The 13,184-nt window shown below is 69.4% G+C and carries 9 protein-coding genes; 4 read left to right on the top strand and 5 right to left on the bottom strand.

Going from position 1 to position 13,184, the window contains the following annotated elements; translation table 11 throughout:
• Nucleotides 1-91: 91 nt before the first annotated feature.
• The 4 genes from ABZS97_RS40305 to ABZS97_RS40290 form a co-directional block, all read right to left on the bottom strand.
• Nucleotides 92-1,162: a low specificity L-threonine aldolase gene (locus ABZS97_RS40305; RefSeq protein ID WP_356147346.1), complete on the bottom strand. Its 1,071-nt coding sequence runs from the start codon at nt 1,160-1,162 to the stop codon at nt 92-94.
• Nucleotides 1,159-1,908 (bottom strand): SDR family NAD(P)-dependent oxidoreductase, encoded by a 750-nt coding sequence (locus tag ABZS97_RS40300; RefSeq protein WP_356147341.1) that lies wholly within the window; start codon nt 1,906-1,908, stop codon nt 1,159-1,161. Before ABZS97_RS40300 ends, ABZS97_RS40305 begins: the two co-directional genes overlap by 4 nt.
• 35 nt (nt 1,909-1,943) lie before the next feature.
• Nucleotides 1,944-3,341 (bottom strand): DUF6421 family protein, encoded by a 1,398-nt coding sequence (locus tag ABZS97_RS40295; RefSeq protein WP_356147339.1) that lies wholly within the window; start codon nt 3,339-3,341, stop codon nt 1,944-1,946.
• A gap of 81 nt (nt 3,342-3,422) precedes the next feature.
• Complete coding sequence (locus tag ABZS97_RS40290; protein WP_356147336.1) at nt 3,423-4,424, bottom strand: alpha/beta hydrolase; 1,002 nt, start codon at nt 4,422-4,424, stop codon at nt 3,423-3,425.
• Between the two features lie 491 nt (nt 4,425-4,915).
• Here ABZS97_RS40290 and ABZS97_RS40285 point away from each other — a divergent pair, with 491 nt between their 5' ends.
• Entirely contained in the window at nt 4,916-5,599 is a 684-nt protein-coding gene (locus ABZS97_RS40285) for a glycerophosphodiester phosphodiesterase family protein (RefSeq protein WP_356147332.1), read from the top strand.
• Nucleotides 5,600-5,602: 3 nt separating this feature from the next.
• Here the strand turns inward: ABZS97_RS40285 and ABZS97_RS40280 are convergent, their stop codons facing one another.
• On the bottom strand, nt 5,603-6,142 hold the full coding sequence (locus ABZS97_RS40280; RefSeq protein WP_356147325.1) for a GNAT family N-acetyltransferase: 540 nt from the start codon (nt 6,140-6,142) through the stop codon (nt 5,603-5,605).
• Between the two features lie 72 nt (nt 6,143-6,214).
• Between ABZS97_RS40280 and ABZS97_RS40275 the strand changes: the two genes are divergently transcribed.
• The 3 genes from ABZS97_RS40275 (at nt 6,215) to ABZS97_RS40265 (ending at nt 13,020) form a co-directional block, all read left to right on the top strand.
• Nucleotides 6,215-6,607 (top strand): VOC family protein, encoded by a 393-nt coding sequence (locus tag ABZS97_RS40275; protein WP_356147322.1) that lies wholly within the window; start codon nt 6,215-6,217, stop codon nt 6,605-6,607.
• 138 nt (nt 6,608-6,745) lie between these two features.
• A complete protein-coding gene (locus tag ABZS97_RS40270) occupies nt 6,746-7,510 on the top strand; it encodes a VOC family protein (RefSeq protein WP_356147315.1) in 765 nt (254 codons plus the stop codon).
• Nucleotides 7,511-7,812: 302 nt separating this feature from the next.
• Nucleotides 7,813-13,020 carry a family 43 glycosylhydrolase gene (locus ABZS97_RS40265; RefSeq protein ID WP_356147310.1) on the top strand — a complete coding sequence of 1,736 codons (5,208 nt, stop codon included), beginning with the start codon at nt 7,813-7,815 and terminating at the stop codon, nt 13,018-13,020.
• The last annotated feature ends 164 nt before the right edge of the window (nt 13,021-13,184 follow it).

Raw genomic sequence — 13,184 nt, 5'->3', positions numbered from 1 at the left:
CCTCGTACTGGACGTACTTGGGGCTTCGGCCGGTGCGGCGAGGGTGCGTGCCGGGCGCCGTGGGTGCTGTGCGGGACTTTCACAACACCCCCTAGTGCGCCATCTCCTCCTTGAGCGCCGCCACGAACCCGTCGACGTCGTCCTCGGTGGTGTCGAACGCGCACATCCAGCGCACGTCGCCCGCGGCCTCGTCCCAGAAGTAGAAGCGGTAGCGCTTCTGCAGGCGCTCGCTCACGTCGTGCGGCAGCCGCGCGAAGACCGCGTTGGCCTGCACCGGGTAGAGGATCTCCACCCCGTGCACCGAGCGCACACCCTCGGCCAGGCGCTGCGCCATCTCGTTGGCGTGGCGGGCGTTGCGCAGCCAGAGGTCCTTGGCGAGCAGGGCCTCCAACTGCACCGAGACGAAGCGCATCTTGGAGGCGAGCTGCATCGACAGCTTGCGCAGGTGCTTCATGTGGCTGACGGCGTCCTGGTTGAGGACGACGACCGCCTCGCCGAACATCGCGCCGTTCTTCGTGCCGCCGAACGTCAGGATGTCGATGCCGACCGCGTTGGTGAACGTCCGCATCGGCACGTCCAGCGCGGCGGCCGCGTTGGCTATCCGGGCGCCGTCGAGGTGCACCTTCATGCCGTGCCCGTGGGCGTGCTCGACGATCGCGCGGATCTCGTCCGGCGTGTAGAGCGTGCCCAGTTCGGTGTTCTGGGCGAGCGAGACGACCTGCGGCATCGCACGGTGCTCGTCGTCCCAGCCGAACGCCTGCCGGTCGATCAGCTCGGGTGTGAGCTTGCCGTCGGGCGTGGGCACGGTGAGCAGCTTGAGGCCGCCCATCCGCTCGGGGGCGCCGCCCTCGTCCACGTTGATGTGCGCGCTCTCCGCGCAGATCACCGCGCCCCAGCGGTCGGTGACCGCCTGGAGTGCCACCACGTTCGCGCCGGTGCCGTTGAAGACCGGGAAGGCCTCGGCACCGGCACCGAAGTGGCTGCGGACGATCTGCTGGAGGTTCGCGGTGTAGTCGTCCTCGCCGTACGCGACCTGGTGCCCGCCGTTGGCCAGGGCCAGGGCGGCGAGCACCTCGGGGTGGACCCCCGCGTAGTTGTCGCTGGCGAAGCCGCGGACCGCCGGGTCGTGGTGACGCCGGGCGTCGGTCTTCGGAGGGTTCACGGCTTCTCGGTCAGCCACAGACGGTTTCCGTTCAGTTCCGCGGCGGGCTTCTCCCAGACGTCGGCGATGGCCCGAGCCAGGTCCTTGACGTCCGTGAAGCCCGCGAACTTCGCGTTGGGCCGCTCGGCACGCATGGCGTCGTGGACCAGCGCCTTCACCACCAGGATCGTAGCGGCGGAGCTGAGCTCCTCACCGCCCCCGGCCTTGCGGAAGAAGTCGGCCATGGCGAGCGTCCAGGCCTCGGCGGCGGCCTTGGCCGCGGCGTAGGCGGCGTTGCCCGCGGTGGGCTTGGTCGCGCCCGCGGCGCTGATCAGGACGTAGCGGCCGCGGTCGCTGCGCTGGAGCACCTCCGAGAAGGCGAGGGAGGTGTGCTGCACGGTGCGGATGAGCAGCAACTCCAGGAAGTCCCAGTCGTCGAGGCTCGTCTTGATGAACGTCTCGCTGCCGCGCCAGCCGCCGACGAGATGGACGACGCCGTCGACCCGGCCGAACTCCTTCTCGATGTGCGTGGCCCAGTCCCGGGTGGAATCCAGGTCGAGCAGGTCGACGGGCTCACCGGTGACGGTGGCACCCCCCGACGCGTAGCGGGCCGCGTCCACGGCCTCCGCGAGCCGCTCAGGGTCGTTGTCCGCGCCGACGACCGTCGCACCCGCCTCGGCCAGCCGCAGCAGCGTCGCGCGCCCGGCGGGTCCACCCGCGCCGGCCACCGCGATCACCGCACCGCTGAGAGCTCCGTTCCCCGCCATGGTCTTCGCCTCCTGAGCAGTGTTGATGCGGTCACTCACGCGGCGGCCCGCTCGGCGCCCGCTGCCGTGATGCCCTTGGTGGAGGCGATCACGTTCTTCAGCTTCTTCGAGAGCGCCTCATAGAACATGCTGAGCGGAAACTCGTCCGGAAGCACGTCGTCCACGAGCTTTCGCGGCGGCTGGGTCAGGTCCAGGGCGTCCGGGCCCTTGGCCCAGCGGGAGCCCGGGTGCGGGGCGAGATAGGTGGAGACCAGCTCGTACGCCTTGAACCAGTGGACCAGCTTGGGGCGGTCGATGCCGTCGCGGTAGAGCTTCTCGATCTCCGCGCACAGCTGGTTGGTGATCTGCGGGGCGCGCTGCCAGTCGATGAAGAGCTTGTTGTCGGTCCAGCGGACGACGTCGTGCTTGTGCAGGTAGGCGAAGAGCAGCTGGCCGCCGAGACCGTCGTAGTTGCGCACCCGCTCGCCGGTGACCGGGAAGCGGAACATCCGGTCGAAGAGGACCGCGTACTGCACGTCACGAGCCTGCGGGACGCCGTCGGCCTCCAGCTTCACGGCCTCCTTGAAGGCGGTGAGGTCGCAGCGCAGCTCCTCCAGGCCGTACATCCAGAACGGCTGGCGCTGCTTGATCATGAACGGGTCGAAGGGCAGGTCGCCGTGGCTGTGGGTGCGGTCGTGGACCATGTCCCACAGGACGAAGGCCTCTTCGCTGCGCTTCTGGTCGTGCACCATCGAGGCGATGTCCTCGGGCAGCTCCAGGCCCAGGATGCCGACGGCGGCGTCGGTGACGGCACGGAAGCGGGCGGCCTCGCGGTCGCAGAAGATGCCGCCCCAGGAGAAGCGCTCGGGCGCTTCGCGCACGGCGATGGTCTCCGGGAAGAGGACGGCCGAGTTCGTGTCGTAGCCGGCGGTGAAGTCCTCGAAGGAGATCCCGCAGAACAGCGGGTTGTCGTAGCGGGTGGCCTCCAGCTCCGCGAGCCAGTCGGGCCACACCATGCGCAGCACGACCGCTTCGAAGTTGCGGTTCGGGTTGCCGTTCTGCGTGTACATCGGGAAGACGACCAGGTGCTGGAGCCCGTCCTCGCGGTGTGCGGCGGGCTGGAAGGCCAGCAGCGAGTCGAGGAAGTCGGGCACATGGAAGCCCTGGTCCGCCCAGCGGCGCAGATCCTTCACGAGCGCCGCGTGGTAGTCGGCGTCGTGCGGCAGCAGCGGGGCGAGCTGCTCTATCGCGTCTATGACACGGCGTACGGCCAGGTCCGCATCGGACGCGTCGGGCGCGCCCTCGGCCTCGAAGTCGATCGAGCCGTCCTTGGACTGCCATGGCCGGATCTCCTCCACGGCAACCTTGAGCACGGGCCAAGCCGGGTGCTCCACCACCCTGCCCACGGGAGGAACCCGCTCCTCCGTCACAGCCTGCACAAGAATTTCCGTCATGCCCCATCCTCCACGGGAGAACCTCGCGTATGGACACCGTATGCGTCCGAGGTTCCTTCCCACAAGTGGAGCCTCGGGAGATTATCCTGCGCCACCCCCATCTTCACCGCTCTTTTTCCTGTCGGACACCGTTGCGGCGATTACTTCCGCTACGGACTGCTGTGCGGCGCGGGCGTCCGCGAGGAGTTCCGGGAAGCCGAAGAATCCGTGGAACATGCCCGGAAAGTGGCTCTCCGTGACCGGCACACCGGCCGCGCGCAGCTTCGCGGCGTACGCGCGGCCCTCCGCGCAGAGCCGGTCGAAGCCCGCGGTGACGATGTGGGCGGGCGGCAGACGGTGCAGTTCGGCCACCAGGGGCGAGGCGTGCGGGTGGGCCCGGTCGCCGTCGGGCCCGAAGTACTGCTCGGCGAACCAGCGGCCGTGGGCCGCCGTGAGGAAGTGTCCCGCACTGTCCGCGGCGGGCGGGTCGAGCCGCGGTCGCGCGTCGGTCGCGGGGTAGACCAGCACCTGGAGCGCGAGCGGCGGGCCGCCGCGGTCGCGGGCGATCAGCGCCGCCACGGCCGCGAGGTTCCCGCCCGCGCTGTCCCCGGCGACGACCAGCGCCCCCGGGTCCTCACCCAGTTCACCGAGGTGCGCCGCCGCCCAGCCCAGCGCGGCGCAGGCGTCGTCGACGGCCGCGGGGAAGCGGGCCTCGGGCGCGAGCCGGTAGTCGACCGACACGACGACGGCGTCCGCGTCCCGGCACAGGCCGCGCGCGATCGGGTCGTGCGAGTCCAGGCCGCCGATCACCCAGCCGCCGCCGTGGAAGAACACGACGGTCGGCCGGGGCACGGGCGACCGTCGCTCGGAGCGCGGCCGGTAGATCCGTACGGGGAGGTCCGGAGCCCCGGCCGGACCCGGTACCGCGCGGTCCTCGACGGAGCCCACCGCGGGCGGCTCGAACGGCCAGGCGGGCGCCTGGGCGAGCAGGCGCCGCACCTCCGCCGCGTCGGTGACGGCGCCTCCGAGGTCCGGGAAGTAGGCCTTGATGGCGTCGAGGAGTACACGGGCGTCGGGGGCGACCTCGGCGGCCTGGTCGGTCATGGGCGTGCCTCTCCGTGGGAGTCTCTCGTGGGACTTTCGCGTGGGCTCGGTTCCCCTTACCGGGACGCCATTTGACCAGGGGGTGTTGTGAAAGTCCCGCACAGCACCCACAGCACCCACGGCGCCCGGCACGCACCCTCGCCGCACCGGCCGAAGCTGCAAGTACGTCCAGTACGAGGGCCTTCGTCCAGCACGCCGAGGGCACGCACCGAACACCGCGGGCACCGCACAGGACCTTCAAAACACCCCCTAGCCGTCAGAGCGCCGGGACGCAAGAGGTGCGGTTCCGGTCAACGCTCACGGGACTCGCCCACCCAGGAGTGACCCGGCCGGGCGGGACGGTCCAGTTCCTTCCGGTCCGTCGGCCCATTCCCCCGCGTACGGGCGGGTACATCGCACAGTCGGGCCGTTAGGCTGCGGCCCTGCCGCGTGGACGTCCCGTCGGAGTCCGCGCGCGAGCCGAGCCGCCGTCGACGGAAGCGAGTTGGACCTTGAACTTCCTCACCATCGGTCACCGCGGAGTGATGGGTATCGAACCCGAGAACACGCTCCGTTCCTTCCTGGCCGCCCAGAACGCGGGCCTCGACCTGATCGAACTCGATCTGCACCTGAGCAAGGACGGCGCCCTCGTCGTCATGCACGACGCCGACGTGGACCGGACGACCGACGGTTCGGGACCGATCGCCGAGAAGACGCTCTCCGAGCTGCGCACGCTGGACGCCGGCCATGGCGAGCGCGTCCCCCTCTTCGAGGAGGTCCTGGACGCCGTACGGGCCCCGTTGCAGGCCGAGATCAAGGATGTGGCGGCCGCGCGGGCGCTGGCCGAGGTGATGCACCGGCGCGATCTGGTCGGGCGGGTGGAGGTGTCCTCGTTCCACGACGAGGCGATCGACGAGATCGCCCGGCTCGTGCCGGGCGTGCGGACAGCGCTCATCGCGAGCCGCTACGGCATCGATGTCGTGGACCGCGCCACGGAGTCCGGCGCGGCCACCCTCTGCCTCAACATCCGCCGGCTGACGCTGGAGATCGTCGAGCGCGCCCGCAAGGCGGACCTCAGGATCATCGGCTGGGTCGTGAACACCCAGGACCAGCTGCGGCTGGTGCGCGCCCTGGAGCTGGACGGCGCGACCACCGACTATCCCGAGATCAAACGCACCGGCCGCTTCACGGCGTAACGATTATGCGAGCGCCTTGACCAGCAGCTCGAACTGGAGGTCGTCGCGCTGCGGCACGCCGAAGCGCTCGTCGCCGTACGGGAAGGGCGTCATCTTTCCCGTACGGCGGTAGCCGCGCCGCTCGTACCAGGCGATGAGGTCCTCGCGTACGGAGATCACCGTCATGTGCATCTCGGTGACACCCCAGATCTCGCGCGCGTGCCGCTCCGCCTCCGCGATGATCACCTTGCCGAGACCGCCGCCCTGAAGTGCGGGGCTGACGGCGAACATGCCGAAGTAGGCGTGGTCGCCGCGGTGTTCGAGCTGGCAGCAGGCGACGGCCACACCGTCGCGCTCCACGGTGAGCAGGCGGCTGTCGGGCGACTTGATGACCGCGAGCACTCCCTCGGCGTCGATGCGCTGCCCCTGGAGAATGTCCGCCTCCGTGGTCCAGCCGGTCCGGCTGGAGTCCCCGCGGTAGGCCGACTCGATGAGCGCCACCAGGGTGTCGACGTCGGCATCGGTGGCGTCGCGGAAGGTCAGTCCGGTGGGGGCGGTGTCCATGGAGCGTTTCTCCGATCTGGGGCGCGGCTCGGGCACCTGAGCCTAACCCTGCTTCCATTAGGCTCCGGCTGCATGGTGCATGTTCTCAGTAGCCGGACGCTTCTGCGTCCCACCGATCCCGAGCGCTCTCGTGCCTTCTACGGCGGGAAACTGGGCCTGGCCGTGTATCGCGAGTTCGGCACGGGCCCCGAACGCGGCACGGTCTACTTCCTCGGCGGCGGCTTCCTGGAGGTCGCGGGCCGCTCCCACACCCCACCCTCACCCGCGGTCAAGCTGTGGCTCCAGGTCCCGGACGCCGCTGCGGCGCACGAGGAGCTGACGGCCGCCGGGGTCGAGGTGCTGCGACCGCCGGTCAAGGAGCCCTGGGGACTGATCGAGATGTGGATCGCCGATCCGGACGGCACGGAGATCGTGCTCGTGGAGATTCCGGCGGATCATCCGCTGCGCTACCGGCCCGGGATCTGACGCCGGGTCGCCGGTGCGCGGTCGAGCGCACGTGGCCGATGTCGCCGTACTCCAGTAGGCCGCCGGATGGCCGGGGCCGGGGCACGGGCTTAGCGTGCTGAAGGGGGCTCCCTGGTGGCAGCTGCTGGAAGGAACGCCATGAAGCTCGACAAGCCGGTGACCGGCGGACCCTGCTGGACCGAGCTCGGGACCAGCGACCTGGCGGCGGCCAAGCGGTTCTACGCCGGCCTGTTCGGCTGGAGCGCGAAGACCGATCCTCGCCAGGAGGCGGGCGGCTACACGGTCGCGCACCTCGGGGACGCCGCGGTCGCCGCCCTGTCGCCGCTGTACCAGGAGTCGCAGCCCGTCGCCTGGAACGTGTCGTTCGCGGTGGCCGACGCGGATGCGGCCGTGGAGGCGGTGAAGAGCGCCGGGGGCACGCTCCTCCTCGGTCCGATGGACGTCCTCGACGTGGGCCGTTTCGCGGTGGCCCTCGACCCGGCCGGCGCCGCCTTCCAGCTGTGGCAGCCAAGGGCCTTTCCCGGTGCCGGGGTGTTCAACGCACCCGGCTCGCTCGGCTGGGTTGAGCTGATGACGCGGGCTCCGGAGCGGGCCGTCGCGTTCTACACGACGGTGTTCGGCTGGAGCGTGAACGCCTCGGAGCGCTACACGCAGTGGGGCATCGACGGTGCCGACTTCGGCGGCATGGTGACCATGGACGAGAAGTTCCCGCCCGAGGTACCGGCGCACTGGCTGCCGTACTTCGCCGTCGAGGACGTGGACGCCACGGCGGGCGCCGCGGCCGAGGCCGGCGGAACCATCCTGATGGAGCCCACCTCCGTGCCGGACGGGCCACGTATCGCCGTGCTGCGGGATCCGCAGGGGGCGATGTTCGGTGTCCATGTGGCGGGTGAGGAAGGGTAGTTCGTCACCGCCACCGCCACCACTCCTGAACACGACCGGACTTCGCCCGCGATCGAGACATGATCGCGGGCTTTGTCGTGGCGCGGCAACTGATGGCCGGGAAGCATCCGTTCGACCTGTCGGACATTGTTCGAAACCTCTTGACGGTGCACTACAAGCCGATTGACACTCTCGCAACACGACGTCACACGCCCGTAACGGCAGGTGCCCGCAAGGGCCTTGGCGTCGGCAGGATGCCCCCTCTCCTCCTCCCCCGCGTTGCCCTTTCCGTCATCAGCCGTGTCTCAGCAGGGAACTTCGACATGACGCACATCGCACTCCTGCGCGGCCGCGCGAGACGTCGGGCGGGCCAGCTCGCCGGACTCACCGCAGCCTCGATGCTCCTGGCCCTCGCCGGCCCCGCGGCCCCCGCGTCGGCGGCACCGACGGCCGAAGCCGCGGAGATCACCGACGGCCTGGCCCTCTGGTACAAGCTCGACGCCGCCTCGGGCAGCGCCGTGAGCGACTCGTCCGGCAACGGCCGGGACGGCACGGTCAGCGGCACCGCCGACTGGTCGGGATCAGGTCAGGGGCTCGCCTTCAACGGCTCCGACACCTACGTCAAGGTGCCGGACGACATCATGAAGGGCATGGCGTCGATCACCGTCTCCATGGACGTGCTGATCGACTCCGCGCAGAGCACGCCGTACTTCCTCTACGGATTCGGCAACTCCAGCGGGAGCAACGGGAACGGCTATCTGTTCACCACCGGCAACTCCCTCCGCACCTCCGTCGCGACCGGCAACTGGTCGACCGAACAGACCACGAAGCCGTCCGACTCCCACAATGTGACGCGCTCGGTGTGGAAGCACCTCGCCTACGCCCAGACCGGCACCACGGGTGTGCTCTACGAAGACGGTGTGGAGGTGGCCCGCAACACCTCGGTCACCACCACTCCCGGCGCGATCGGCTCGGGCAGCACCACCGCCAACTACCTGGGCAAGTCGGTCTACTCCGGCGACAAGCTGTTCAAGGGCCGCATGCGCGACTTCCGCGTGTACGACCGGGCGCTGGCCGGATCCGAGGTCGAGCAGCTCGCCCTCCCCGTCGACACCCAGGGCGTCGCCGACGACAAGGCGGCCCTGAGCCTGGGTGACACCGGGGCCGTCACCTCCGACCTGGACCTGCCGAGGACCGGCACGGCCGGCGGCTCCACGATCAGCTGGGCCAGCGACAACACCGACGTGGTCTCGGACTCCGGCAAGGTGACCCGCCCCGCCGCCGGTTCGCCCGACGGCCACGCCACCCTCACGGCGACCCTGAAGAAGGGCACGGTCACTGCCACCCGGAGCTTCGACGTCACGGTTCTCCCCGACTTCGACGACGCCACCGCCGCCCGGCAGGCCGCCGACGCGCTGAGCGTGCACAACCTCGACGACGCCCGCGGCAACCTCACCCTGCCTGACGGCGGCGCCTACGGCACGACGGTCACCTGGTCCTCCGCCGATCCGGCCGTCGTCTCCGGGGCGGGCGTGGTCCGCCGACCCGCGCACGGCGACGGCGCCGCCACCGTCGACCTGACCGCCACGGTCACCAAGGGCAGGGCGAGCGCGACCCGCGTCCTGACCGCCAAGGTGCCCGAACTGCCCGCCGAGGAAGCCCTCAAGGGCTATATGTTCAGCTACTTCACCGGCGAGGGCACCGCGGACGGCGAGCAGCTCTACTCCGCGCTCAGCAAGGGCAACGACCCGCTGCACTGGCGGGAGTTGAACGACGGCAAGCCCGTCCTCACCTCCACGCTCGGCGAGAAGGGCCTGCGCGACCCGTTCATCATCCGCTCCCCCGAGGGCGACAAGTTCTACCAGATCGCCACCGACCTCAGGATCTACGGCAACGGCGACTGGGACGCCTCCCAGCGCACCGGCAGCAAGTCCATCATGATCTGGGAGTCCACCGACCTCGTCCACTGGACCGACCAGCGACTGGTGAAGATCTCCCCGGACAGCGCGGGCAACACCTGGGCGCCCGAGGCGTTCTACGACGCGAAGCTCGGCGAGTACGTGGTCTTCTGGGCGTCGAAGCTGTACGACAACGACGCGCACTCCGGGGACACGTACAACCGCATGATGTACGCGACCACCCGCGACTTCTACACCTTCAGCGAGCCCAAGGTCTGGATCGACCGCGGCTACTCGGTCATCGACTCCACGATGATCCAGCACGACGGGACGTACTACCGCCTGTCCAAGGACGAGCGCAACAACACCTCCTCGACGCCCAACAGCAAGTTCATCTTCGAGGAGAAGAGCGACTCGATCCTCAACCCCTCCTGGGACGCGGTCGCCGAGGGCATCGGCAAGGGCGCGATGAGCGCCGCCGAAGGTCCGCTGGTGTTCAAGTCCAACACCGAGGACAAGTGGTACGCCTTCCTCGACGAGTTCGGAGGCCGCGGCTACATCCCGTTCGAGACCAAGGACCTCGGCTCGGGCGACTGGACCCCGTCCACCGGATACGACCTGCCGTCGAAGCCACGCCATGGCACCGTCCTGCCGGTCACCCAGGCCGAGTACGACCGGCTGCTGCGCGCCTACCAGCCCGACCAGCTCGTGGAGAGCGTCGAGGACGTGTCGGTGAAGACCGGGATCGGCAAGGCCCCTGTCCTGCCCGCCACCGTCGTCGCCGAGTACGCGGACGGCGTGAAGCGGCCCGTCGCCGTCACCTGGGAGGACGTCCCGGCGTCGGCGTACGCGAAGGCAGGCACCTTCAGCGTGACCGGCAGCCTGCCGAGCGGCGCCGCGATCCCGGTCCGGGCCGAGGTCACCGTCTCGGAGGAAGGCGCCGACGTCCCGGCCGACCTGCTCCTGGACTACCGCTTCGACGAGACCGGCGGCAACATCGCCCGTGACTCCAGCGGCCACGGCTACCACGGCACATACGTCCGCACGCCCGACTTCGGCACCGGCGTGCACGACGGCTCGTTCAAGATGTCCGGTGGGGCCGCCTCCCCCTACGTGAAGATCCCGAACGGGGTGCTGAAGAACGCCGACAGCGTGACCGTGTCGACGTACGCCAAGTGGAAGGGCGGCGACAACTTCGAGTGGCTGTTCGGCCTCGGCCCCGACAGCGACAAGTACCTCTTCGCCACGCCCTCCAACGGCGGATCCAGTCTCTACTCGGCCATCACCAAGGCGAGTTGGTCCGCGGAGTCGAAGCTGACGGCCGGCTCGCAGCTCACCCCCGGCGAGTGGCGGCACGTCACCGTGACCCTCGACGGCACGAGCGGCACGATGGTCCTCTACGTCGACGGCGTCGAGGCGGCCCGCACGACGACCACCATCAAGCCGTCCGAGCTGTACGACGCGAACAAGGACTACAGCGGCTACATCGGCAAGTCCCTGTACGCGGCCGACCCGTACTTCGCCGGCGAGGTCGACGACTTCCGCATCTACGACCGGGCCCTGTCGGCCGCGGAGGTCATGGAGCTCAGCGGCAACACGGCGGGCATCGCGCACGTCTCCCACTCAGCGCTCAAGGTCGACGCCATCATCGACAACGCCGACAGCAAGGTCACGCTGCCGATGAAGGAGGGCACCGATCTCACCGCGCTGGCACCGGAGTTCACCCTCGCGCACGGCGCGGCGATCAGCCCCGCCTCCGGCAGCGTCCAGGACTTCAGCAAGCCGGTGACGTACGAGGTGACGGGCTCCGACGGCACGAAGCGCACCTGGACCGTCTCGGCGCAGATCATGAAGAGCCCGGTCCTGCCGGGACTGAACGCCGACCCGAACATCGTGCGGTTCGGCGACACCTTCTACATCTACCCGACGACCGACGGCTTCGAGGGCTGGAGCGGCACGCAGTTCAAGGCGTACTCCTCCACCGACCTGGTCCACTGGAAGGACCACGGTGTCATCCTCGACCTGGGACCCGACGTCAGCTGGGCCGACAGCAGGGCCTGGGCGCCGACGATCGCCGAGAAGGACGGGAAGTACTACTTCTACTTCTGCGCGGACGCGAACATAGGCGTCGCGGTGTCCGACTCGCCGACCGGCCCGTTCAAGGACGCACTCGGTCAACCGCTGCTCAAGGCAGGTCAGTTGAGCGGCCAGATGATCGACCCGGCGGTCTTCACCGACGACGACGGGCAGTCGTATCTCTACTGGGGCAACGGGCATGCCTACGTGGCCCCGCTGAACGACGACATGACCTCCCTCGACACCTCGAAGACGAAGGACATCACCCCGAGCGGCTACAACGAGGGCTCCTTCGTCGTCAAGCGCAAGGGCACCTACTACTTCATGTGGTCGGAGAACGACACCCGGGACGAGAACTACCGTGTCGCCTACGCCACCGGCCCCTCCCCCGCCGGCCCCTGGACGAAGCAGGGCGTGATCCTCTCGAAGGACCTCTCACTGGGCATCAAGGGAACCGGCCACCACAGCGTCGTACATGTCCCGAACACCGACGACTGGTACATCGCCTACCACCGGTTCGCGATCCCCGGCGGTGACGGCATGCACCGCGAAACGACCATCGACAAGCTGGAGTTCGACTCGGACGGTCTGATCAAGAAGGTCGCACCCACGCTGACCGGCATCGACCCGGTGACCATCGTGCACGCCGGTGAGGACGCGAGCGGGAAGGAAGGTGACGCGATCGCCTTGAACGGCACGGTCTCCGGCGCGGGCAGCCCGAAGTGGACCGTCTCGGCGGGAGCGCCCTGCACCTTCGCCGACGCGGCGGCCGCCAGGACCACGATCGCGTGCACCGACGACGGCACCTACGAGGTCACCCTGACCGGCGGGCGCAGCAGCGACACGGCGACCGTCGAGGTGGCCAACGCGGCACCTGCCATCACCTCCGCCGAGGGACCGAAGTCCCCGGTGCCGGTCGGCAGGCGCGCGGTCGTCACCGCGAAATTCACCGACCCGGGCGCGAGCGACAGCCACACCTGCGCGGTCGACTGGAAGGACGGGAGCAAGCCGCAGTCGGGCAAGGTCTCCGCCTCCGTATGCCGCGCGGAACACACCTACACCAAAGCCGGTATCCGTCGTCCGGTGATGACCATCACCGACGACGACGGCGCCACGGACAGCGAGACTCTTCCCGAGCTGATCGTCTACGACCGTGCCGCCGGACCGGCGTCCGGCGCCGGCACGATCACCTCACCGGCCGGGGCCTTCCCGGCCAGGCCGGACCTCACCGGCAAGGCGGCGTTCGCCTTCGGTGCCCGATACCGAAAGGGGGCCACCGCCCCTACCGGAGAGGCCACGTTCGCCTTCCGCCCCGCCCGGCTCACGTTCCGCTCCACGGCCTCCGACTGGCTCGTGATCAGCGGGTCCCACGCCGTCTACCAGGGCTCCGGCACCGTCAACGGCAAGAGCGGCTACGGATTCCGGATCACCGCGACCGACAAGCCGGACACCTTCCTGATCAAGATCTGGAAGAAGTCCACCGACGACGTCGTGTACGACAACCGTGCCGGTGCGAAAACCACCGGCACCGTCTCCGTCGGAAACCACCCCCGCTAGGGGGTGTTTTGAAAGTCCCGCACAGCACCCGCGGCGCCCGGCACGCACCCTCGCCGCACCGGCCGAAGTCCCAAGTACGTCCAGTACGAGGGCCTTCGTCCGGCACGCCGAGGGCACGCACCGAACACCGCGGGCACCGCACAGGACTTTCAAAACACCCCCTA

Source organism: Streptomyces sp. NPDC005485, from assembly GCF_040606085.1.
Lineage (GTDB): Bacteria > Actinomycetota > Actinomycetes > Streptomycetales > Streptomycetaceae > Streptomyces.
This window is presented reverse-complemented; position numbering and strand designations above follow the sequence as displayed.